Here is a 22,797-nt window from a genome sequence, read left to right on the forward strand (position 1 = left end):
GCTAGCCCATTAGAGTAAGGCTTGGGAAGTGATTTTCCACTATTTCTCTTTTTTGGCTAGCTCTTTCTATTTAAAAAGACCCTGCCTGTAGCGGGTCTATGAAATTTAAGTGCTTAATGGGCTTTTTCACATTAAAAATGTACTTTTGTTTATTTATTTACATAAACAACATCTAATATTTACTATAAATTTACAATCGAATGCTAAAGTAAGGTTGTAAGATTATTCGACCTCTATTTTCTCAAGTGTCCTTCTTTAAATGATTGGCAAATTATTTAATGTTTGAGAAAAGGTTATCTTATACCGCTTCTGTTGCAACCCTCCCCATGTATGGTGACCCCAATAAGTTGGACTTTATATATAGTGAGTTGGCCTTTGGCCAGCTCTTTTTTGTTGCTTACAGTTCTTGCTTATTTCTTGCCGACACATTTACTCAGAAATTTAAACTTGTCAAGAGGAAGAGCGTAGCGGCTCTTGATAAGTTTAAAGTTTATGTGTAATCATTAAGCGGCGAAAGAAGCGTGATGAAGACGAAATTCTATAGGACTCCTAAAATCTAATTTTTCTTTGATTCTTTCACCATTGTAATAGATTATAAAATCTTCAATCGCTTGTGCTAATTCTTCAAAGGAATGATAAGTCCGACCATAGTAGACTTCTTGTTTTAGTAGACTAAAGAAATTCTCCATTGGCGAATTATCTAAGCAATTTCCTTTACGAGACATACTTTGAAAAATTCGGTGATCCTTCAAGAGCCGGGTGTAACTTTTCATTTGATAGGCCCAGCCCTGATCAGAATGAAAGGTTCTTCTGTATGGACATAATTTACTTGCTTCAATGGCAGCTTGTAGCCCCTCCAACATGCTTTGTCCATTAGGCTGATGTGTTATCTTAAAAGAAATAATTTCTCGATTAAATAGATCCATGTAAGGATCTAAATAGAGTTTTCCAGTTTGATAATTCCCAGAATCATCGGCATAGTAGTATTTAAATTCTGTTGTGTCTGTTGTTATTTTTTGATAAGGAATGGTCGAATCAAACCGCCGGTTGATACGATTTGGCGCTATCTCTCCAATCGTTCCTTTGTAGGAATTATATTTTCTTGTCTTTCTAGTATAGCTAGTGACCTGTATCCCCATAATTTTCATTAGGCGTTGAACTTTGTTTTTACTGACCTTATAACCACGGGAAAGCAGTTCAGCTCGCATTCTTCGATAACCATAATCCTTATGGGTTTCTCTGATGTCTTTCATTTCCTCTTTTAAATCGGCATCCTTATCAATTTCCTCATCTTTATTTTTCCAATAAAAGTAGGTCGATTTAGGAAACTTTAAAACGCTAAGAATATCTTTTAAAGCATATTTTTCATCATGGAGACGTGTGATTTCGGTCACTATTTCTTCTTTTCTCGCTTGACTCTTTGAGCCACACGTCTCCTCAATCCTTTTAAAAATTTGTTCTCAATTTCTAAATCCGTAATCCGTTGTTCAAGTTCCTTTATTTTTGCTTCACTTAACTGATTGGTTTCGCTGCTATCCTTTATTTGATTGATTTGTGATTTCTTTTTAGACACTTTAGGTGGCCTTCCTTTCCTCGCGGAAAGGCCATCAAGTCCTCTTTCATGATAAGCTCTTCGCCAATTAGCGATTAGACTTGGATTATTCATGTTTAATGAATTGGCCAATTCGCGATAACTCATTTCCGTACTTTCATACAATTCTATCGCATTTAATTTGAATTCAACAGTATAAACCTGTTGAGTCCGCCTTTTCTTTAAACCATCTACACCAAATTCATAATAGTTATTAACCCACCTTCGTAAAATAGAAGGATCTATTCCTGCTTTATTAGCTAAGGTTCGATAACTTCCTTTTTTCGCAATATAGTCTCCTACTAAATTCAGTTTAAATTCTAATGAATATTTAGACATAAAAATAACCCCCAAAAGTTGAATTCTTAGTCCAACTTTTGGGGGTCACTACAATGCGACAGGGGCTTTTTTAATGGGATTGATGGTCATCAGCTTCATAGTATTCATGATTGTAGGCAGCACCCAGGTAGTCGCCTTCTTGTTCGGGACTAGCTTGGCTGTGGTGAACTTGGAAGACCTTTTCAGGATTCATTTGGGCTTCATCACGTTGGCGTTTGACCTTATCCTGCTTATAGATATGAATATTATGGATAAGTTTGATGATTGGCCGCATGACAAAAGAGAAGCCCCCAATCAAATAGAGGGTATTGCCATAAATAGCGGGTGCGCCAAAGAAATTACAAATCGAGCCAATAAAATAAAGACTCCCGGTAAAAATATCATTAATTAATGAAATAATGGTATAGACATTCTGAAAATATAAACGCAGGGGACCGATCTTGACCACGATATCCTCTGCTTCTGAATTTTCTTCATAGGTTTTTCTTTTTAATTTTGCCATCGAAATCCTCCTTATATCAAAGATAGGCGATAAATTGAGGATAGTCAATTAGACCAAGTCACTAAGGCTATTAACAATAAAAAACGAAGCCTTGCTAACCCTGCTCCCACTCTCCTATGGGGGGAGGGTATTTTTCTTGGCTTCGTTTTTAATGAGGAAGAAAATGTCTTATTGATTTAAGAAAAATTAGTTATAAACTGTTTCGTCTTTTTTTGTGACTGTCGCACTCTCTTTCCTAGCTTTCGAGTATTCTGAGAACTTGGTCGACATCCTTATCGCCGCGTCCGGAAAGGGTGACGAGGAGGATTTGATCGGCTGTGTATTGGGGTGCGAGTTTAGCGGCTAGGGCTAGGGCATGGGAAGACTCTAGGGCTGGGATGATTCCTTCTGTATGGGAAAGCAGTTGGAAGGCAGCCAGGGCTTCATCGTCAGTGATGGCGATATATTCAGCCCGGTGACTGTCTTTGAGGTAGGCGTGTTCCGGTCCTATAGCCACATAGTCGAGGCCGGCTGAGATGGAATAACTTGGCTTGGTATTGCCTTCCTCATCGACTAGGCAGTAGGTATTCATCCCGTGTTCGATCTTGATGGAGCCGAGATTCAAGGTCGCTGCCGTCTGATCGCTGTCTAGGCCCTTACCGCCTCCTTCAGCTCCGTAGAGTTTAACGCTAGGCTCGTCTAAGTAATGGGCGAAAGACCCGATGGCGTTAGACCCGCCTCCGATGCAGGCGACTACCGCGTCAGGTAAGCGGCCCTCACGTTCCAGGATTTGGGCCTTACTTTCCTGGCTAATAACACTTTGGAAGTGTTTGACCATGCTGGGATAAGGATGAGGACCCACCGCTGATCCGACTAAGTAATAGGTGTCTTGGTAATTGTCAATTAGGTCTTCAAAGGCGGCATCTACGGCTTCTTTCAGAGATTGGGCGCCGCGTTTGACGCCAACGACCTTGGTTCCCATCAGTTCCATTCGGAAGACATTTAATTTCTGCCGTTCCACGTCCTTTTGCCCCATGTAAACCGTACACTCCATGCCAAATTTAGCGGCTACGGCTGCTGTGGCGACCCCGTGTTGGCCGGCTCCGGTTTCAGCGATGAGCCGTTTCTTGCCCATGCGTTTAGCGATCAGGACTTGGCCGATGGTGTTATTGACCTTGTGGGCGCCTAAGTGGTTGAGATCTTCACGTTTGAGGTAAATTTTGGGTCCGCCTAAATGCTTACTGAAGTTTTCAGCATAGTAGAGCGGGTTCTCCCGACCGACATAGTCGCGTAGGTAGAGGGCGAGTTCTTGTTTGAAGTCGGGATCGTCCTTGATGTCTTCATAGAAGTCGGCAATCCGGTCCAACTCTTCCTTCACCACTTCAGGGACATAGCAGCCACCAAATTCACCATAAAAACCGTTATTAATTTCTGTCATCTCGATTTCCTCCAAATCTTACTTTTAAACTGTTCTTACTAGGAGTCTAAGACGCATGGAGACAACAAAAAAACCGCATAGACTTTCTATGCGGTCGTGGTTGATTGGGTCACACTCGGCATAGACTCCTTTACATTCAAGGTAAATAAAGTGAGTCTAAACCGATAAAAGTTCGCTCACTTCCTATGCCATTTTTGCCAGCTTTGGAATGCGTTCTTCATGATGTGACCTCCTTGTTAAATCTTGCTAATATCATAGCCAGTTTAGCCAGCGGAGTCAAGGAAAATTTTAAAATTTATAAATTATATTTTTGCTTAATTAAAGCGTAATCCCTAAAAGGCCTAGTTTTTACTTCTTCACCCGGGCACTTTGGGGCAGACCGAAGAGCTTGATAAAGCCTTCTGCATCATTTTGGTTATAAATGGAATCTTCATTAAAGGTGGCTAGTTCTTCCCGGTAAAGGCTATCAGGACTAGTTACCCCAGCATCAATGATGTTGCCCTTATAGAGTTCCAGTTTGACTTGGCCGTTGACATGACTTTGGGTATGGTCAACAAAGGCTTGCATGGCTTGACGGAGTGGGGAGAACCAGAGCCCGTTATAGATGAGTTCGCTGTATTTCAAGGCCAGAATTTGCTTAAAGTGTAGGGTATCCCGGTCCAGGGTCAGTTCTTCCAGCTTCTCATGGGCATGGAAGAGGATAGTTCCCCCTGGAGTTTCATAGACTCCTCTGGATTTCATACCCACTAAACGGTTTTCCACCAGGTCGAGGATACCAATCCCATTAGCCCCACCTAATTGGTTGAGGGTTTGGATTAAGGTAATCGGGTCTAATTTCTTTCCGTTAACGGCCACTGGGTTACCCGCTTCAAAGTCGATGGTGATCGGAGTGGCTTGGTCGGGCGCTTGTTTGGGACTTACACCCAACTCTAAAATGGCTTCATAGTCAGGTTTTTGGCCAGGGTCTTCCAAGTCCAGCCCTTCATGGGAGAGGTGCCAGAGGTTTTCATCTTTGGAATAGTTGGTTTCCCGGGTGATAGGTAGGGGAATATTGTGGGCTTCGGCATAGTCAAAGGCTTCTTCACGAGAAGAAATTTCCCATTCCCGCCATGGAGCGATGATGGTCATATCTGGGTCGAATTCCCGGATCCCTAGTTCAAAGCGGACTTGGTCATTGCCCTTACCGGTACAACCGTGGGCGATAGCATCGCAACCCTCTTGGTGGGCAATTTCTACCATCCGTTTAGCAATCAAAGGACGGGCTAAAGCGGTTCCTAAGAGATATTTGTTTTCGTACTTGCCACCCGCACGGACTGCAGGGTAGATGTAGTCGGTAATGAGTTCTTGGCGGAGGTCTTCAATATAAATCTTGGAAGCCCCGCATTGAAGGGCCTTGTCATGGATGAAATCAAAGTCATCTTCTTGGCCGACATTGGCGGTCATGGCAATGACTTCACAGTTATCATAATTTTCTTTTAACCAAGTGATGGTGACTGAGGTATCTAAACCTCCGGAATAGGCGAGTAACACTTTTTTAACCTTTGCTTTCATGGAAAATCCTCCTTAAATTTCTAAAATTTCTCTTGTTATGGTGCCCTTTAGCCGGCTAGGACCAAAACTCTCATCGAATCTTTATTGAGGGACTAAAATGAAAAAAGCCCACCTCTAACAAGAGGCGGACTTATCCACGGTACCACTCTAATATCACAAAATACTTGCAATGCTTGACATGGTAACGCCTGGGTGGCGGACTTAGCTAAGTATTCACTAAGTCATCTCAGCAATGCGCTTCCCACTAGGTCTTTGGGAACTTTCCACTAACGTTCCTCACTTTACAAATCCTCTAGCGGTACTCTTTGCTTCATCGATTCTATGATTAATTTGAGATTATTATAGGGACAATTAAAATAATTGTCAAATATATTTATAAATAATTTTTCTTTCTTAATCCTAGCGCTAATTTGTCAGACTATTTAAAATAATCCCTTTTTTTAAAGCTCATTCAAAAAACTGAGCACTTTTCCTTTTCATTTGAGGAAAATGCTCAGTTTTTATATTTCAATATTTTAAATCACTTCGGCATTCAAGCAGCTTTGAAAATGGTTCAAGGCCCACTCATGCCCTTGGGGGTTGAAGCTGGCTACACAGTCCTTATGAATAACGATCTTGAAGCCTAAATTATAAGCATCAATGGCGGTATGGAGGACACAAATATCGGTGCAGACTCCCACAATATGCAACTCTTCAATATGGCGTTCCCGTAATTTGATCAATAAATCGGTTCCCGCAAAGGCTGAATAGCGGGTCTTAGGCATGAAATAGACCTGGCTATTGTCCTTGTTGTCCTCATAAACCTGAGCTAATTTCCCATAGAGGGCTTGGCCGTGGCTTCCCACAATATTATGGGGTGGGAAAAGTTTAGTCTCTGGATGGTAGGGGTCACCCTTATGGTGGGCATCAATGGCAAAGACTAGGAAGTCTCCCGCTTGGATAAATTCTTCACTGAGTCGAGTAATGGCCTCTTCAATGGCTTGGGCAGGTTCCCCGCAAGTGAGACTACCATCACTCGCCACAAAATCATTGGTATAGTCGACGTTAATTAAGGCTCTCTTCATTATAATCCTCCCTATAAGGTACTTTTTGCAAATGTTTTTCCTTATTATAAAGCATGCCTTTGTATTGTGAGGCTAGCAAGTCATTTTTGTAACCAGAAAGTAATAGATTGGGACAGTTTCCGCCCGAAAAGAAGAATAATTGCCTTTTAAGTAATCATCGCTTATGCTTTTTTAAGGGAGAGTGATAAGATGTCCTGGTTGCTAGCCATTATGGTGGTCGTTTTACTAGTATTGTCCGCCTTTGTGCTACCTAAAAACTTATTCAAGAAAAAGCTATCAAAAAAACAACAAAAAATTATTTCTAGTCTTTTCGTTTTGGGCTTAGTGGCTCTGGCCCTGTATGTGGAACCTAGTCAGACTAATGACCCGGGCGGGGAAGGGAGCCAGTCTCAGACCACTTCTTCAAGTCAGGAGGATAGAGCGTCGGGCCAAGCTGAAAACCCCTTTCCCAAAGAAAGTCAGGCTAGTCCTAACGCCCAACATAGTGATGAAGAAGTTCAGGCCTTGCGCGAGGAAATCCACCACAGCATTCCTCAAGTGCCAGAGGGACAGACTTTTCTGGTGGTCAATAATAATGTCCCCCTCTTTACCAGCAGTGAGTTGGAGCTGACTAGACCCTATGCTAACTACGGGGACTTGGATTTCTTGCAGCGGGTGACTGGAGCTGAAGGTCTCTTGGGGGTGGAACTCATGCCTGATGATGCTCGCGAGCCCCTGACCAGTGTGACGCCTACCGGTTGGCGGCAGAGGTCCTATGTCAATGTCCCGGGTGGTTGGCTCTATAACCGCTGCCATTTGATCGGCTACCAGTTAACGGGTGAGAATGCCAATTCCAAGAATTTGATGACGGGAACGCGCTGGTTTAATACTGAAGGCATGCTACCGATTGAAAACTATGTGGCGGCCTATCTTGAAGAGACTAACCATCATGTCAGGTACCGGGTGACGCCGGTCTTTAACCAGTTTAACCAATTAGCTTCGGGGGTCTATATGGAGGGTTATTCCATTGAAGACCAGGGGCAAGTCCAGTTCCATATCTTTGTCCCTAATCGCCAACCCGGAATTACTATTGATTACCTGACCGGTGAGAGCCAAGGCCCCGCTGGACCGCAAACAAGTGGAGACTTAAGCCCCTAAGTGAATTGCTTTCCTTCTATAAAAGTGTTTAGGCCTGGCTGTGGTTAGTGTAGGCCTGGAGGAAGAGAAGGCAGATCCCTAGGGCGGTGAGTGCCATAGGAATGAAAATGGTCCAGATGCCCAGCCAATTTTGGCCCAGACTGATGGCTAAGACGCCGGTAAAGTAGGAGAGAATAATAGCGATAAAATAAAAAATATTACTTTTGGCGCTAGCTTTGACGGTAGCGTTAGGGTAGAGGAAGTAGTCAAAGAGGTTTTCAGTGAGCCGTTTAAAGTTACCCGACATCATGGTCGGGGTGTAGTTAGTCCCTTCCAGAGAGCGGAATTCCTCAAATTGGGCTGCAGTTGAAATAGTCAAGAAAGCCGTAGCGAGCAGGTGGTGGCCAGTTTGACTAATCCAGGCCACGACAGCCATGGCTAAAAAGGAAATAATCAAGACTAGGGCATTACGCCTGATCTCGTGAGAAGGATCATCATAATGAAAATGAAGGATGCGGGTCAGGACAGTGCCGATCATAAAGAAAATAATCGAGACGAAATAGGGGGGTAGGTCAGCAAAATGCCCCTGTCCCAAGTTGACTGCCATGCGGATGAGGTTCCCACTTTGAAAACCAGCAAAAACCCCCTTATGGTTGAGATAAGAATAGGCTGTTTGTCCCCCACTGGACATGGTCAGTAAACAGGAAAAGAACAGCTTTTCAGCGAGTTTTTGTGTCTTTTTCATGGGATCGCATCCTTTCGTTGTTTTTCCACTTAGCATTATAAGCTTTAGGACTAAAATAATGCAATAAATGCTGAATTTTCCTTAAGATCCGCTTTGAAAATTCACTTTTAGGGGGAACTGTGCCATAATAGAGGTTAAGAATTTTGCCATAAGGAGTCTAAAGTATGCAAGAATTTGCGGTTATCATTCCAGCCTATAAACCCACCCAAGACTTGGTCCCCTATGTCGACCAATTGCTCCAAGCCGGCGTCCCGCAAGTAGTGGTCGTTAATGATGGGAGCCCAGAAGACTGCCAAACCATCTTCGACCAACTCGCTGAACGTGAGCGGGTAGACGTTTTGACCCATCTTATTAATCGTGGGAAGGGAACTGCCTTAAAGACCGCCTTTGATTTTGAATTGAAACATGGCCAAGACTATAATGGCTTTGTCACTGCGGATGCGGATGGCCAACATACCGTCAAAGATGTCTTAAATATTGGAAAAGTTTTGGTAGACCATCCGGATGTGTCCTTTGTCTTGGGCAAGCGGGATTTTGACCAAGACCAGGTGCCTTTTTTGAGCCGCTTAGGCAATAAAACCACAACCCGCTTCTTTGACTGGCTCTTTGGTTACTGGATTACCGATACCCAAACCGGTTTACGAGGAATTAACGCCAAAGAATTGCTTTGGTTGATCGATTTACCTGGGTCTAAGTTCGAGTATGAAATGAATATGTTGATCGTGATGGCGAAGCGGGAACTTCCCTACTTAGAAGAGACCATTGAAACGGTCTATGAAGAGGACCGGACCACCCACTACCATCCTTTCCGGGATAGCTGGCGGATTGCCAAGGTACTTATTGATGGCAAGCGGTCAGGTGAGGATGAATTGATTTAGTCAGCTTATTCTTTTACAAATCTTGGAAGTCTGGCTATAATGAAATTACAGTAACTCTCCAAAGTGAAGCCGATGAAGAGGTGACGATCATGGTGGTCTTTAAGCATAATACTTTCCAATGCGCGCCAGGATTGCTAGGAGAGCTATTGCCTTTTTTAACACCAATGAATAAAGAGATTTTAACGAGCTTGATCTGAATGAGCTCGTTTTTTCTTTGTTCTAGGAAGGGAGTGAAGGATTTGGAATTAAGCCCAATCATTTCTCAACAGAAAGGTTAAGGTGATCCAAATGCCAATTAAGGCCGTATCTCGCTACTAGGCGTTACATAGTATTATGAAAATAATTAATCAAACATACCTTGTTACAGTTAAAAAAATTTATTCTCTAAACTTAGAAAAAGTGTCTTAATAAAAAAGTTCTTTTATTTTATAAATGCTAGCAGACGGCTGAACAAAATATATTTTGAGCAGTAGTGGAGCTTTGAAATTGGCCATTAGCCATGAACAGGCAAGCGATGCGAATTATGGATCGTTGGCGCTAGCCTTACGAACCATTTGAGGCTCGCTAGGTGAGGGATCTTAGCCCGAACCGGTGCCATGGCTCTTCAATGGCCAAATTTCAAAAGCGGAACGAATGCTCAAATATTTTAGATTTTTGCCGAGGCTATGACTGGGGTCATGGCCTCTTTTTAAGTGCTTGTCGTTCTTAAAATAAAGTAGATGAGACCAGGATTTTAAGTGGGGGAGATTTCGGGGGGCTAATTTCTCCCATCTTTTCCTAGATATGTTACAATCGATGGGAAAAGTTAGAAAAGGGGTGCTCAATTGCAAGAAAGAACCACTAAGCAAACACCAACGATGCAAAAGAAGATTCTAGAAACTGCTCTCTTAGCCGGACAGATCATGTGTGAGAGTAATGCAGAGTCTTACCGGGTGGAGGATACTATGAACCGGATTTTGACCTATTCCAAGGCCTCTTATGCCGTTGCGGTCTCATTCTCTACCAGTATTTATGCCATTCTAGATGACCCTAATTATGCCAGCGGGGGCTTTGCTGGGATCAAGCGGATTACTTCCCGGTCCAATAACCTCAATAAAATCTCCAAGGTGAATACCGTTTCCCGGGCCTTGCTTGGTGGCAAGATCAGCATGGATGAAGCCTACCAAGAGCTCACGATCATCCGCCAAGCCTCCAATCAATATTCAACCTGGGTATCTTCCTTGGGAATTATTGGCTTAGCTTTAAGTTTTTCGATTTTATTTGAAGGTGGGCTGGAAGAATTTATCGCTTCCGGAATCAATGGAGTGATCCTCTCCTTGATGACCATCCTTACTGACAAGTATTACATCAACCATGCCCTCTCCAATGTGATCCAGTCCTTGGTAGTCACTTTGGCGGCTTATTTAATGCTCTTCCATCTCTTCCCAGAAATGAATGTGGCCACCGTTATTGTGGCTACCCTTATGCCCATGGTGCCGGGGACGGCGATTACTAACTCCTTGCGGGATATTTTCCGGGAAGACTATATTGCGGGATCGGCACGGGCCATGGAGGCCTTTTTTGAAGCCTTGATGATTGCTATTGGTTCCGTGGTCGGTTTAGCGATTTTAGGGGGGTTATCACATGTCTAATTATCTTATCCAACTGATTGCTGCTTATTTTGTCGGTATTTCTTGCTCCATTTCTGTCGAAGAGCCCCGTAAGATGATTTTAAAAACCTCAATTATTGATACCGCTGGCTGGGCCTTATATTTATTGTGCCTGGACTTCTTCAATGTAGGGACGGTTTTAGCTACCTATATTGCCGGCCTTTTGATTGCTGGGATGTCTCACTGGTTTGCCCGGCTCTTCCATGAACCGGTGACGGTCTTCTTTATCCCAGGCTTCTTTACCTTGGTGCCTGGGGGTGGCATGTACCGGACCGCCTTCTTCCTTTTCCAAGGGGATATGTCTCGAGGGCTGTCGGAATTATCGACCACTCTCTTTATTGCCTTAGCTATTGCTTTAGCGGTTTTCACCACTGATACTCTGGTATCTATCATCTTCAACCAACACCTGCCTAAATTTATTCGCCGTAACCGCCGGATGAAATTTAAGTAAATGATTCAAACACAAAAAAAGGCCAGCTCGAGACCTCTTCAGGGTCTTAGCTGACCTTTTTATTATGGATTGGTTTTGCTTAGGCTTTGATGCCGTCGTTTTCAATATAGCTGGAAACAATGGTGGCCATCCCTTTGGCAGCAACGATAAGCGCGCCTTCATCCATAAAGAATTTTGGATGGTGGTGAGGGTAAGCGGGGTGAGCGTCTTGGTCATCACTGGCACAGCCAACCCATAAGAAGGCACTTGGGACCTCTTTCGCATAGAAGGCAAAGTCTTCGGAAGGTGGTTGCGGTTGGGTAGATTCCACTTTCTTCAATTCAGGATACTTGTTATCTTCTAGGGCTTTCACCGCAAATTCAGTCACTTCAGGGTCATTGTAGAGTACTGGGTAACCTTTGAGGTATTCGAGTTCGACAGTGACACCAAAGCTGGCTTCTAAGCCTTTAACTTTAGCCTTGATTTCTTTTTCAATGGTATCGCCGACTTCCGGTGACATGGAACGGACGTCGCCAGAGATTTTGACTTGGCCATTGATGGCATTAGCGGCACCGGCAGCGTCGAAGTTTCCGATGGTAATGGATCCTACATCGAAAGGATTGAGGCGGCGGGAGACGATACTTTGTACTTGGGTAACGAAATAAGCACCGGCAACGATGGCATCGTTAGAAGTGTGTGGTGAGGAAGCGTGTCCACCTTCCCCTTTAATGGTAAGGAAGAAGTTATCGCGACCAGTTTGGGCATTACCTTCTTTATAGTAGATACCACCTACTGGCATGTTACTCATCACGTGCATACCGAAGACATTATCTACCCCGTCTAAACAGCCAGCTTCCACCATGGATTTCGCACCACCAGGGCCTTCTTCTTCAGCGTTTTGGTGCAGGATGACAATCTTTCCTTGCCAGAGGTCTTTTAATTCGATAAAGGTCTCAGCGAGGATCAATAAGTAAGCCGTATGACCGTCATGTCCGCAGGCATGCATGGCATCGGTTTTTGAAGCGAAGTCAAGGCCAGTGTCTTCTTTAATAGGTAGGGCGTCGAAGTCGGCGCGTAGGGCCACGGTCTTGCCTTCCTTGCCTGAATCAATTGTTACCACGATTCCATAACCATTACCGACATTACGTTCAACCTGACAATCTAGATCTTTATAGAAGTCAGCAATATAATCTGAAGTCCATTCCTCTTCAAAAGATTTTTCCGCATGTTCGTGAAGTTCACGACGAATTTCAATCATACGGTCATTCTTTTCCTCTAGTTTTTCATAGAGTGTATCTAACAATTGACTCATATTTTTTCCTCCTTGGTAATTTGTTATCTTATGTTAAGATAAACTTATTATAGGTGCTTTATTGAATAAAGACAAATAAGTTTGGTTATAAGGGCCCCAGATAGCCAAGCCTCTTAGACCTTGATAAAATAATCATGTAGTAAAAAAACAATCAAAAAAAATGGCCCCGTGCCCAAGTAAAGGATGGTTATGATGAATGAGACTTGGTATCAAGACCCCTATCCAGGAAAGTCCCGTAAATGGTTGGTTATTTTTAGTATTATCGCTTATTTTGTTGGTGAAACCATCATCCAGGGCCTAACCTTATTCTTTCTAGGCTCCAAGCAAAATATTGACTCGGCTATGGATGTCCTGCTCTTGTTAAATTCCTATCCCACAATCTATATTATCTTAGATATCATCTGGATTGCTCTCTTTATATGGGGATTGAGTGCTTGTGGGCTCAAGTTCTTTAGCCGGCAGAAAGTGACTAGCAAGTTTTTCTTTGACGTCTTAATTGGAGTGGTCTTAATTTTTGCCTTTCAATGGTTGATTGGAGGCTTGACCCAATGGCTCTATCCTGAACAGGTTGATTCAGTGAACCAGACCATTTTGATGAACTCGGCTAACCAGATGACCAATTGGAAGATCTTCCTTTGCTTCTGTATCCTACCGGCGATTAGTGAAGAGATTCTGACCCGGGGCCTAATCATGCGCTACTTTGTTCCTAAGCACCCCTTCTTGGGGATGGTTTTAGCGGCCGCTTTCTTTGCTACCCTCCATGCCTCAAATCTTTGGATTCATTGGCTGGGTTACTATGCCATGGGGATGGCACTGGCCTGGACTTATTACCGGACCGGGCGGATTGAAGCCGCAATGACGGTTCACTTTATCAATAACTTTATTGCGACGATCCCGATGTACCTGTCCTAGTTGCTTGCGAATGAATTGAAGGGAAAACCGGCTTTTGGGCCGGTTCTTACTATATAGAGGGAGACTTCGTTGCGGAATGCCTATTGACGGGCTAAGGAAAATGTTTTTTAATGGATGCAGAAATGAGCTTAGGCATAAAGAGTACAAGGAGCGAATGTGATATGAATGAATGGCTACCAGAAGGAAAGCTATCGCTGGTGTCCACCAATTTCTTTCAAAGAAAGGCCCCGCTGTTGTGGGCTTGGCGAGAAGCCCCCGCATTAACCAATGATAGCGGCTGGCGTTTTTTAAGCCAGGCAGATACCACCACTTCTCTGAAACATTCCCAGGCCAAACTAGTCAGCTATGAACAAGTCCTAGCCCTTGAGCCTGCCATTGCTTTTATTTACCGTTATCCCCTGGGAGCCGACATGCAGTTCTCTACCAAGACCACCCCACCTCACTTTGTCTACAATGATAGCTACGAGAGGGTACGTCCTATTCCAGCTAACGCAGATTATCCGATCGAGGACCCGGTCTTCAAACGTCACTTTCCTTCCTTTGTTCAGTCCTATCAGGGAGATAAGACGGGGCTAAGCTGGTCCTATCGGTTATCTCAGGAAGAACTGGCCCAGCTCAACCACTTAAATGGTGAACTTGTTACTTTCTTTAATCTTTGTCTGGGCCAAACAGATACTTTAGCTAATGACTTAGACTACTATTTACTTGCTGGCCTGGCCCTGGGTTTCCTACATATTAGTGATGAAGCGAGACCTGTTGACCATTGGCAGGATAATGTCAATAATGTGATCGCCAATGCCCTCTTTACTCGTTTTTCATATCCTTTAGAAAAGGGCAAGCAGGTCGTCTTACAATTTCTAAGCGACCGCAAAAGTTCTCCAGTTGCCCAACAAATTCACCTTTATGGGGAGCAGATGCGCCTCTGGTACCAAGCCAATCAAAAGCAGCGGATCCAAGGAGAATACCAGGGCTTGCGAAATCATTATATAAAAGATTAAAAAAGCTCTTGCCAAACCTCGTAAGCTGTGATAGTATTTTACTCGTGCCTTTCTTCCAGGGGAAACAACTTCCAGGGGCAAGGCAAAAAAGATTTAAAAAACTTGTTGACATCTCGATGGAAACAAGATATACTAATTGAGTTGTTTCTTTTAAGAAGCAACGCGAATATTATTTGTAAGCCAAGCGCTTCAAAAAAATATTTTAAAAAACATGTTGACATCAACATCATCATGTGATAATATATAATAGTTGTCAAAAGGACAGCGGTTATAAATTATAGACCTTTGAAAACTGAACAAAGAAGACGAACCAAATGTGTAGGGCATCAACATTTTTGTTGATGGACCAACAATTCAAACAATAAGTCTAGACCAGACTATAACTAGTCAGCAAACAATGAGCTATCAACGCTCATGATTCTTTCATGAGAGTTTGATCCTGGCTCAGGACGAACGCTGGCGGCGTGCCTAATACATGCAAGTCGAGCGAACCGACGAAGTGCTTGCACTTCTGACGTTAGCGGCGGACGGGTGAGTAACACGTAAGGAACCTACCGATAAGCGGGGGACAACATCCGGAAACGGGTGCTAATACCGCATAGGAAATGTCACCACATGGTGACATTTGGAAAGACGGCTTTGCTGTCACTTATCGATGGCCTTGCGGTGCATTAGCTCGTTGGTGGGGTAACGGCCTACCAAGGCAATGATGCATAGCCGACCTGAGAGGGTAATCGGCCACATTGGGACTGAGACACGGCCCAAACTCCTACGGGAGGCAGCAGTAGGGAATCTTCCGCAATGGGCGCAAGCCTGACGGAGCAACGCCGCGTGAGTGAAGAAGGTTTTCGGATCGTAAAGCTCTGTTGTAAGAGAAGAACAAATTGGAGAGTAACTGCTCCAGTCTTGACGGTATCTTACCAGAAAGCCACGGCTAACTACGTGCCAGCAGCCGCGGTAATACGTAGGTGGCAAGCGTTGTCCGGATTTATTGGGCGTAAAGGGGGCGCAGGCGGTTTCTTAAGTCTGATGTGAAAGCCCACGGCTTAACCGTGGAAGTGCATTGGAAACTGGGAAACTTGAGTACAGAAGAGGAGAGTGGAACTCCATGTGTAGCGGTGGAATGCGTAGATATATGGAAGAACACCAGTGGCGAAGGCGACTTTCTGGTCTGTCACTGACGCTGAGGCCCGAAAGCGTGGGTAGCAAACAGGATTAGATACCCTGGTAGTCCACGCCGTAAACGATGAGTGCTAGGTGTTGGAGGGTTTCCACCCTTCAGTGCCGGAGTTAACGCATTAAGCACTCCGCCTGGGGAGTACGGCCGCAAGGCTGAAACTCAAAGGAATTGACGGGGACCCGCACAAGCGGTGGAGCATGTGGTTTAATTCGAAGCAACGCGAAGAACCTTACCAAGTCTTGACATCCTTTGACCACTCTAGAGATAGAGCTTTCCCTTCGGGGACAAAGTGACAGGTGGTGCATGGTTGTCGTCAGCTCGTGTCGTGAGATGTTGGGTTAAGTCCCGCAACGAGCGCAACCCTTATTGTTAGTTGCCAGCATTCAGTTGGGCACTCTAGCGAGACTGCCGGTGACAAACCGGAGGAAGGCGGGGATGACGTCAAATCATCATGCCCCTTATGACTTGGGCTACACACGTGCTACAATGGATGGTACAACGAGCAGCGACCTTGTGAAAGCAAGCGAATCTCTTAAAGCCATTCTCAGTTCGGATTGTAGTCTGCAACTCGACTACATGAAGCCGGAATCGCTAGTAATCGCGGATCAGCACGCCGCGGTGAATACGTTCCCGGGTCTTGTACACACCGCCCGTCACACCACGAGAGTTTGTAACACCTGAAGTCGGTGAGGTAACCTTTGGAGCCAGCCGCCGAAGGTGGGACAGATGATTGGGGTGAAGTCGTAACAAGGTAGCCGTAGGTGAACCTGCGGCTGGATCACCTCCTTTCTAAGGATATATTCGGAATACATATTGGAGTCTTCTTTGTTTAGTTTTGAGAGGTATATCCACATGGTTGATGGATTTAACCGGGCCTGTAGCTCAGCTGGTTAGAGCGCACCCCTGATAAGGGTGAGGTCGATGGTTCGAGTCCATTCAGGCCCATTACATGTTTATTATCTGACCATAACTCATACCCGGGGGATTAGCTCAGCTGGGAGAGCGCCTGCTTTGCAAGCAGGAGGTCAGCGGTTCGATCCCGCTATCCTCCATTGCAACGGAAACGTTGCAGATTGTTCTTTGAAAACTGAATACTATCATAACATTCCGCATTTCTATTTTTTGCGAGATAGAAATGTCAATAAACCAATTTTACCAAGCGTAAAAACCGAAAAAGAAAGAGTTTTAAAACTTTTCGCATCATACAACTTAACCGGTGGTTAAGTGAATAAGGGCGTACGGTGAATGCCTTGGCACTAGGAGCCGATGAAGGACGGGACGAACACCGATATGCTTCGGGGAGCTGTAAGTAAGCTTTGATCCGGAGATTTCCGAATGGGGGAACCTCATTGTTTTTATCGACAATGGTCCACGCAGTGAACACATAGCTGAGTGGAAGGTAGACGTGGTGAACTGAAACATCTCAGTAGCCACAGGAAGAGAAAGAAAAATCGATTTCCCGAGTAGCGGCGAGCGAAACGGAAAGAGGCCAAACCAGCGTGCTTGCATGCTGGGGTTGTAGGACTGATGGACGGGAGTGAATGAGCTAGTCGAACGCCATGGAAAGGGCGATCAGAGAGGGTGACAATCCCGTAGGCGAAAGCTCAGCCACCTCATTCAGTATCCTGAGTACGGCGGTACACGTGAAATTCCGTCGGAATCCGCCAGGACCATCTGGCAAGCCTAAATACTCCCTAGTGACCGATAGTGAACCAGTACCGTGAGGGAAAGGTGAAAAGCACCCCGGAAGGGGAGTGAAAGAGTACCTGAAACCGTATGCCTACAAGCAGTCAGAGCCCGTTAAGGGGTGATGGCGTACTTTTTGTAGAACGGACCGGCGAGTGACGATAGCAAGCAAGGTTAAGCTGAAGAAGCGGAGCCACAGCGAAAGCGAGTCTGAAGAGGGCGTTGAGTTTGTTGTCGTCGACCCGAAACCAAGTGATCTACTCATGTCCAGGCTGAAGGTGTGGTAAAACACACTGGAGGGCCGAACCCACGTCTGTTGAAAAAGGCGGGGATGAGGTGTGGGTAGCGGTGAAATTCCAATCGAACTTGGAGATAGCTGGTTCTCTCCGAAATAGCTTTAGGGCTAGCCTCGGATGATGACTATTGGAGGTAGAGCACTGTTTGATCGAGGGGTCCATCCTGGATTACCGACATCTGATAAACTCCGAATGCCAAATAGTTTAGTCCGGGAGTCAGACTGCGAGTGATAAGATCCGTAGTCGAAAGGGAAAGAGCCCAGACCACCAGCTAAGGTCCCAAAGTTTCAGTTAAGTGGAAAAGGATGTGGGGTTGCTTAGACAACTAGGATGTTGGCTTAGAAGCAGCCATCATTGAAAGAGTGCGTAATAGCTCACTAGTCGAGTGACCCTGCGCCGAAAATGTACCGGGGCTAAACTGAACACCGAAGCTGTGGATCCATAGGATGGTAGGAGAGCGTTCTATAGGCAGAGAAGCATGATCGTGAGGACATGTGGAGCGTATAGAAGTGAGAATGCCGGTATGAGTAGCGAAAGACGGGTGAGAATCCCGTCCACCGAATGACTAAGGTTTCCTGGGGAAGGCTCGTCCTCCCAGGGTTAGTCGGGACCTAAGCCGAGACCGAAAGGGATAGGCGATGGACAACAGGTTGAGATTCCTGTACTTGTTTGATTTGTTTGAGCGATGGAAGGACACAGAAGGCTAAGCGGAGCGCGGAGATGGAAAAACGCGTCCAAGCAATAAGTGAGAAGGTGAGTGAAAGGCTTGCCTCAGACTTCATGAGTTGTGACGGGGAGGGAAATTTAGTACCGAAGCCGCCGACGTCACGCTGTCAAGAAAAGTTTCTAGTGAGAATCAAACAACCCGTACCGCAAACCGACACAGGTAGTCGAGTGGAGAACACTAAGGTGAGCGAGCGAACTCTCGTTAAGGAACTCGGCAAAATGACCCCGTAACTTCGGGAGAAGGGGTGCTGACCGCAAGGTCAGCCGCAGTGAATAGGCCCAAGCGACTGTTTATCAAAAACATAGGTCTCTGCCAAATCGAAAGATGATGTATAGAGGCTGACGCCTGCCCGGTGCTGGAAGGTTAAGAGGAAGGGTTAGCGTAAGCGAAGCTCTGAATTGAAGCCCCAGTAAACGGCGGCCGTAACTATAACGGTCCTAAGGTAGCGAAATTCCTTGTCAGGTAAGTTCTGACCCGCACGAAAGGCGTAACGATTTGGGCACTGTCTCAACGAGAGGCTCGGTGAAATTGTAGTACCAGTGAAGATGCTGGTTACCCGCGACAGGACGGAAAGACCCCATGGAGCTTTACTGTAGGTTGATATTGAATGTTTGTGCCACATGTACAGGATAGGTAGGAGCCATCGAAGTCGGGACGCTAGTCTCGATGGAGGCACTGGTGGGATACTACCCTTGTGGGATGACCATTCTAACCCGCGACCATTAGCTGGTCGGGAGACAGTGTCAGTCAGGCAGTTTGACTGGGGCGGTCGCCTCCTAAAGTGTAACGGAGGCGCCCAAAGGTTCCCTCAGAATGGTTGGAAATCATTCGCAGAGTGTAAAGGCAGAAGGGAGCTTGACTGCGAGACCTACAAGTCGAGCAGGGACGAAAGTCGGGCTTAGTGATCCGGTGGTTCCGCATGGAAGGGCCATCGCTCAACGGATAAAAGCTACCCTGGGGATAACAGGCTTATCTCCCCCAAGAGTTCACATCGACGGGGAGGTTTGGCACCTCGATGTCGGCTCATCGCATCCTGGGGCTGAAGTCGGTCCCAAGGGTTGGGCTGTTCGCCCATTAAAGCGGTACGCGAGCTGGGTTCAGAACGTCGTGAGACAGTTCGGTCCCTATCCGTCGCGGGCGTTGGAAATTTGAGAGGAGCTGTCCTTAGTACGAGAGGACCGGGATGGACACACCGCTGGTGTACCAGTTGTTCCACCAGGAGCATGGCTGGGTAGCTATGTGTGGACGGGATAAGCGCTGAAAGCATCTAAGCGTGAAGCCCCCCTCAAGATGAGATTTCCCATACTTTTAAAGTAGTAAGACCCCTGAAAGACGATCAGGTTGATAGGTTTGGAGTGGAAGCTTAGCAATAAGTGGAGCGGACAAATACTAATCGGTCGAGGACTTATCCAAAGGATAAGGTTGTATGAGGTTTAAGGAAGGCATGATAGATTCAGTTTTGAGCGAACAAGCTCAAAAAATAAATTGTACGGTGACGATGGCAAGAAGGACCCACCTGTATCCATCCCGAACACAGCAGTTAAGCTTCTTAGCGCCGAATGTAGTTGGGGGTTGCCCCCTGTGAGACTAGGACGTTGCCGTGCAATCTTATTTTATTCCGCAATAGCTCAGTTGGTAGTAGCGCTTGACTGTTAATCAAGATGTCGTAGGTTCGAGTCCTACTTGCGGAGTTATTTTTTTAGGAATATTTTTGCTGCTGTAGCTCAGTTGGTAGAGCGTCGCCTTGGTAAGGCGGAGGTCACGGGTTCGAATCCCGTCAGTAGCTTTTTTTATTGCTTATATAATCGTTTTAAATGACTTAGTAAGGGAGAATGTTTTCGTTGACATTCTCTTTTTTTATTGAGTTAATTGATTAAAATGAAAATGATCGCTTGTGGCGAACAGCTGTGTTCTGTTATTCTTAGGCAAAAACCGTCTCTAGCATGGTATGATGATAGGAAAGATGTGAAGGAGTCTGTATATATGGAACATATTGAAACCTACCTTGCTCAGCTTGGTAACCGCAGCGATCAACGTACTGGAGCCGTTAATACACCAATTTATTTAAGTACCGCCTACGCTCACCCGGGTTTGGGCGAGTCAACCGGATTCGATTATTCACGGACAGCCAACCCGACTCGAAATATCCTACAAGAGGGGATTAAAAATTTAGAAGCGGGCGATTATGGTTTTGCCACGAGTTCAGGGATGGCAGCCATCCAACTCGTCATTGAAGGACTTTTAGAAGCGGGCGACTATGTTGTTACCTTGCAAGACTTATATGGAGGCACCTACCGCTACTTCCATGTCTTAGAAGAACGGGGCCAATATCGCTTTACTTACTGTTTAAGCGCAGAAGAAATTGACCAGGCCTTAAATGATGATGTTCAATTAGTCTTCATTGAGACGCCAACCAATCCAATGATGACGGAATTCGATATCCAAGCCATCGCTGATAAGGCGCATGCCGTGGGGGCCTTGGTTGTTGTGGATAACACCTTCTATACCCCCGTCTTACAGCAACCTCTCCGCCAAGGGGCAGATATTGTGGTTCATTCTGCCACCAAGTATCTTGCCGGACATAATGATGTTTTAGCTGGCTTGGTAGCCTGTAGGGGCGAAGCCATTGGTGAAGCTCTAGCCTTCCAGTTAAATACAACAGGAGCAACTCTAGACCCATTTGATTGTTGGTTAACCATTCGTGGGCTCAAAACTTTAGCCTTACGGATGAACCAACACCAGTCTAATGCCCAAGCCATTGTTGACTACTTAAAAACCGAGTCGTTAGTTTCCCAAGTCTTCTATACCGGTAAAGGTGGCATGGTAACCTTTGAAATGGCCGACCAAAGTAAAATCAATGATTGGTTACATGCCGTTAAAATATTTACCTTTGCAGAAAGTTTGGGTGGGGTAGAGAGTTTAGTCACTTACCCAAAGACCCAGACCCATGCCGATATTCCAGAAGAATTACGGCTTAAATATGGCCTCAATGATGGGATTGTCCGCTTATCAGTCGGCATTGAAAATGGCCAAGACTTAGTCAAGGACCTAAGGAATGCATTTGATCAGATACGTTAGTTAATTATTGATAAAAGAGGAATCCATATGAATTTTCAAAAATTAAAATATGCCGTGGTAGTTGCCAACAGTGGTTCCTTTCGTGAAGCTAGCCGCCGCTTGTATATGGCACAATCTAGTTTGTCTACCGCGATTAAAGAATTAGAGGAAGAGTACCAAATTCAAATTTTTGAGCGTACTAAGCGGGGAGTATTCATTACCAATGAGGGAAGCGAATTCCTCTCTTATGCCGAGGATATTCTCTCACAGGTTGAAACTTTAGAGAACCGCTATTTGGAAGATAATGAACGGCGCTTGTTTTCTGTCTCAGGTCAGCATTATGACTTTGCTTGTGAGGCATTTAGCCAATTAATTGCTGAAGAGAGCGGGAATGGTTGGGATTTTCGTTTTTTGGAAACGTCAACCAGTCAAGTCTTAGAAGATGTCAAACGGTCTTATTCTGAGTTAGGGCTCCTATACATGAATGATAAAAACCAGCGGGTCATCGAGCAATACCTCAACCGCTATGAGTTGGTCTTTCATCAATTGGGAAACTTCTACCCCCATGCCTTTGTGGGGACTAAGCACCCTTTAGCAGACCGTGACCAGGTGTCTTTAGAAGAATTGAGCCAATACCCCGTGATTAAATTTGAACAAAGCCGGGGCTCTTCTATGCAATTTACCGAAGAATCTTTGGAGCCTGATTTTGAAGGCCAAGAGGTTGTTTATGCTTCTGACCGGGCTACTGTCATTAATGTTTTAGCCAATACTCAGGCTTATTTGATTGGGTCCGGACTAGTGACTTCCCCCTTTGCTGATTTAGAACGCATCATTCCTATCGAAGGGCAGGATAATAAGCCCAATAAAATTGGTTACATCGAAGCCCGCTATCGGAAAACATCCCCCTTTGCTAAGCGTTACATCACCTTATTAGAAAATATGGTGAATTCATGATATTCTGATCTTAGTGAACGAGAGTGTGACAAGCGCAAAAAGAATGAACTAGGAAACGAGGGATAATTATGGCTTACGAAATAAAAAAAGACGGTAATGCTTTTATTATTGAAGGTGAAGATGGCCAAAGAATTGGTGAAATTACTTGGAGTCCGGCAGAAAAATTTGTGATTGCTGACCACACTTGGACCCATCCTTCTCTTAGAGGAAAGGGAGTGGCTGGTCAGTTACTCGATCACTTGGTGGACTACATGAAGCAGGAAGATAAATACATCTTAGCCAGCTGCCCTTATGTGGTAGAAAAATTTAAACGCCAACCCCAAAAATACGACTTTATTAACTACCAAAAACAAGGCCAAGATAAAGACTAATTCAGTTAGGATTAATCACTAC

16 protein-coding genes, 4 tRNA genes, 3 rRNA genes and 1 other annotated feature are annotated in these 22,797 nt (G+C 45.0%); of the genes, 16 read left to right on the forward strand and 7 right to left on the reverse strand.

Annotated features, from left to right (window positions below):
- Positions 1-503: 503 nt before the first annotated feature.
- The 5 genes from DBT49_RS00185 to DBT49_RS00205 all read right to left on the reverse strand — a co-directional run bounded on the left by DBT49_RS00185 (position 504) and on the right by DBT49_RS00205 (position 6,464).
- A protein-coding gene (locus DBT49_RS00185) for an IS3 family transposase (RefSeq protein ID WP_101560582.1) occupies positions 504-1,930 on the reverse strand; the annotation gives its coding sequence in 2 pieces (ribosomal slippage) (positions 504-1,420 and positions 1,420-1,930; 1,428 coding nt in all).
- Between the two features lie 70 nt (positions 1,931-2,000).
- Entirely contained in the window at positions 2,001-2,432 is a 432-nt protein-coding gene (locus DBT49_RS00190; RefSeq protein WP_070558849.1) for a YrhK family protein, read from the reverse strand.
- Between the two features lie 235 nt (positions 2,433-2,667).
- Complete coding sequence (gene trpB / locus DBT49_RS00195; RefSeq protein WP_070558851.1) at positions 2,668-3,849, reverse strand: tryptophan synthase subunit beta; 1,182 nt, start codon at positions 3,847-3,849, stop codon at positions 2,668-2,670.
- A gap of 348 nt (positions 3,850-4,197) precedes the next feature.
- Positions 4,198-5,400, reverse strand: coding sequence for an argininosuccinate synthase (locus DBT49_RS00200; protein WP_070558853.1), 1,203 nt, complete (start codon positions 5,398-5,400; stop codon positions 4,198-4,200).
- Positions 5,401-5,517: 117 nt separating this feature from the next.
- Positions 5,518-5,723 (reverse strand) — a binding site (T-box leader).
- A gap of 192 nt (positions 5,724-5,915) precedes the next feature.
- Positions 5,916-6,464, reverse strand: coding sequence for a cysteine hydrolase family protein (locus DBT49_RS00205; RefSeq protein ID WP_070558855.1), 549 nt, complete (start codon positions 6,462-6,464; stop codon positions 5,916-5,918).
- A 189-nt stretch (positions 6,465-6,653) separates the two neighbouring features.
- Here DBT49_RS00205 and DBT49_RS00210 point away from each other — a divergent pair, with 189 nt between their 5' ends.
- Complete coding sequence (locus DBT49_RS00210) at positions 6,654-7,601, forward strand: DNA/RNA non-specific endonuclease (protein WP_070558857.1); 948 nt, start codon at positions 6,654-6,656, stop codon at positions 7,599-7,601.
- Between the two features lie 28 nt (positions 7,602-7,629).
- Here DBT49_RS00210 and DBT49_RS00215 read toward each other — a convergent pair whose 3' ends face one another.
- Positions 7,630-8,325, reverse strand: a complete 696-nt coding sequence (locus tag DBT49_RS00215; RefSeq protein ID WP_070558859.1) for a YoaK family protein — start codon at positions 8,323-8,325, stop codon at positions 7,630-7,632.
- Between the two features lie 164 nt (positions 8,326-8,489).
- On the opposite strand from DBT49_RS00215, the gene DBT49_RS00220 reads away from it, so the two are divergent.
- The 3 genes from DBT49_RS00220 (at position 8,490) to DBT49_RS00230 (ending at position 11,303) form a co-directional block, all read left to right on the forward strand.
- Positions 8,490-9,203: a glycosyltransferase family 2 protein gene (locus DBT49_RS00220; protein ID WP_070558861.1), complete on the forward strand. Its 714-nt coding sequence runs from the start codon at positions 8,490-8,492 to the stop codon at positions 9,201-9,203.
- A gap of 824 nt (positions 9,204-10,027) precedes the next feature.
- Complete coding sequence (locus DBT49_RS00225) at positions 10,028-10,834, forward strand: threonine/serine exporter family protein (RefSeq protein ID WP_082888595.1); 807 nt, start codon at positions 10,028-10,030, stop codon at positions 10,832-10,834.
- Positions 10,827-11,303, forward strand: coding sequence for a threonine/serine exporter family protein (locus DBT49_RS00230; RefSeq protein WP_013669129.1), 477 nt, complete (start codon positions 10,827-10,829; stop codon positions 11,301-11,303). The genes DBT49_RS00225 and DBT49_RS00230 overlap by 8 nt, the downstream gene beginning before the upstream one ends.
- Before the next feature lie 79 nt (positions 11,304-11,382).
- Here DBT49_RS00230 and DBT49_RS00235 read toward each other — a convergent pair whose 3' ends face one another.
- Positions 11,383-12,594, reverse strand: coding sequence for an amidohydrolase (locus tag DBT49_RS00235; protein ID WP_070558863.1), 1,212 nt, complete (start codon positions 12,592-12,594; stop codon positions 11,383-11,385).
- A gap of 192 nt (positions 12,595-12,786) precedes the next feature.
- Here DBT49_RS00235 and DBT49_RS00240 point away from each other — a divergent pair, with 192 nt between their 5' ends.
- The 12 genes from DBT49_RS00240 (at position 12,787) to DBT49_RS00295 (ending at position 22,775) form a co-directional block, all read left to right on the forward strand.
- Entirely contained in the window at positions 12,787-13,506 is a 720-nt protein-coding gene (locus tag DBT49_RS00240; RefSeq protein ID WP_070558865.1) for a CPBP family intramembrane glutamic endopeptidase, read from the forward strand.
- A gap of 161 nt (positions 13,507-13,667) precedes the next feature.
- A complete protein-coding gene (locus DBT49_RS00245) occupies positions 13,668-14,504 on the forward strand; it encodes an immunity protein Imm33 domain-containing protein (protein WP_070558867.1) in 837 nt (278 codons plus the stop codon).
- Positions 14,505-14,925: 421 nt separating this feature from the next.
- Positions 14,926-16,473, forward strand: a 16S ribosomal RNA gene (locus DBT49_RS00250).
- Positions 16,474-16,555: 82 nt separating this feature from the next.
- Positions 16,556-16,629: transfer RNA gene (locus DBT49_RS00255), tRNA-Ile, on the forward strand.
- A 34-nt stretch (positions 16,630-16,663) separates the two neighbouring features.
- Positions 16,664-16,736 (forward strand) — tRNA-Ala (locus DBT49_RS00260).
- Positions 16,737-16,902: 166 nt separating this feature from the next.
- Positions 16,903-19,806: ribosomal RNA gene (locus DBT49_RS00265) — 23S ribosomal RNA — on the forward strand.
- A gap of 75 nt (positions 19,807-19,881) precedes the next feature.
- Positions 19,882-19,997 (forward strand): 5S ribosomal RNA (gene rrf / locus DBT49_RS00270).
- Together the 16S, 23S and 5S rRNA genes with 4 tRNA genes alongside form the textbook arrangement of a ribosomal RNA operon.
- Before the next feature lie 13 nt (positions 19,998-20,010).
- Positions 20,011-20,084 (forward strand) — tRNA-Asn (locus tag DBT49_RS00275).
- Between the two features lie 22 nt (positions 20,085-20,106).
- Positions 20,107-20,179: transfer RNA gene (locus tag DBT49_RS00280), tRNA-Thr, on the forward strand.
- A gap of 197 nt (positions 20,180-20,376) precedes the next feature.
- Entirely contained in the window at positions 20,377-21,471 is a 1,095-nt protein-coding gene (locus DBT49_RS00285) for an aminotransferase class V-fold PLP-dependent enzyme (RefSeq protein WP_070558301.1), read from the forward strand.
- Between the two features lie 27 nt (positions 21,472-21,498).
- Positions 21,499-22,404 carry a LysR family transcriptional regulator gene (locus DBT49_RS00290; protein ID WP_013669238.1) on the forward strand — a complete coding sequence of 302 codons (906 nt, stop codon included), beginning with the start codon at positions 21,499-21,501 and terminating at the stop codon, positions 22,402-22,404.
- Positions 22,405-22,472: 68 nt separating this feature from the next.
- Positions 22,473-22,775 (forward strand): GNAT family N-acetyltransferase, encoded by a 303-nt coding sequence (locus tag DBT49_RS00295; RefSeq protein WP_070558303.1) that lies wholly within the window; start codon positions 22,473-22,475, stop codon positions 22,773-22,775.
- The last annotated feature ends 22 nt before the right edge of the window (positions 22,776-22,797 follow it).

Source organism: Aerococcus mictus (assembly GCF_003286595.3).
GTDB classification, from domain to species: Bacteria; Bacillota; Bacilli; order Lactobacillales; family Aerococcaceae; genus Aerococcus; species Aerococcus mictus.

Coding starts and splice junctions, on each gene's coding strand:
- DBT49_RS00240 (WP_070558865.1), top strand. CDS start 12,787: ATGAATGAGACTTGGTATCAAGACCCCTATCCAGGAAAGTCCCGTAAA.
- DBT49_RS00235 (WP_070558863.1), bottom strand. CDS start 12,594: ATGAGTCAATTGTTAGATACACTCTATGAAAAACTAGAGGAAAAGAAT.
- DBT49_RS00285 (WP_070558301.1), top strand. CDS start 20,377: ATGGAACATATTGAAACCTACCTTGCTCAGCTTGGTAACCGCAGCGAT.
- trpB (WP_070558851.1), bottom strand. CDS start 3,849: ATGACAGAAATTAATAACGGTTTTTATGGTGAATTTGGTGGCTGCTAT.
- DBT49_RS00230 (WP_013669129.1), top strand. CDS start 10,827: ATGTCTAATTATCTTATCCAACTGATTGCTGCTTATTTTGTCGGTATT.
- DBT49_RS00215 (WP_070558859.1), bottom strand. CDS start 8,325: ATGAAAAAGACACAAAAACTCGCTGAAAAGCTGTTCTTTTCCTGTTTA.
- DBT49_RS00245 (WP_070558867.1), top strand. CDS start 13,668: ATGAATGAATGGCTACCAGAAGGAAAGCTATCGCTGGTGTCCACCAAT.
- DBT49_RS00210 (WP_070558857.1), top strand. CDS start 6,654: ATGTCCTGGTTGCTAGCCATTATGGTGGTCGTTTTACTAGTATTGTCC.
- DBT49_RS00205 (WP_070558855.1), bottom strand. CDS start 6,464: ATGAAGAGAGCCTTAATTAACGTCGACTATACCAATGATTTTGTGGCG.
- DBT49_RS00290 (WP_013669238.1), top strand. CDS start 21,499: ATGAATTTTCAAAAATTAAAATATGCCGTGGTAGTTGCCAACAGTGGT.
- DBT49_RS00200 (WP_070558853.1), bottom strand. CDS start 5,400: ATGAAAGCAAAGGTTAAAAAAGTGTTACTCGCCTATTCCGGAGGTTTA.
- DBT49_RS00295 (WP_070558303.1), top strand. CDS start 22,473: ATGGCTTACGAAATAAAAAAAGACGGTAATGCTTTTATTATTGAAGGT.
- DBT49_RS00190 (WP_070558849.1), bottom strand. CDS start 2,432: ATGGCAAAATTAAAAAGAAAAACCTATGAAGAAAATTCAGAAGCAGAG.
- DBT49_RS00220 (WP_070558861.1), top strand. CDS start 8,490: ATGCAAGAATTTGCGGTTATCATTCCAGCCTATAAACCCACCCAAGAC.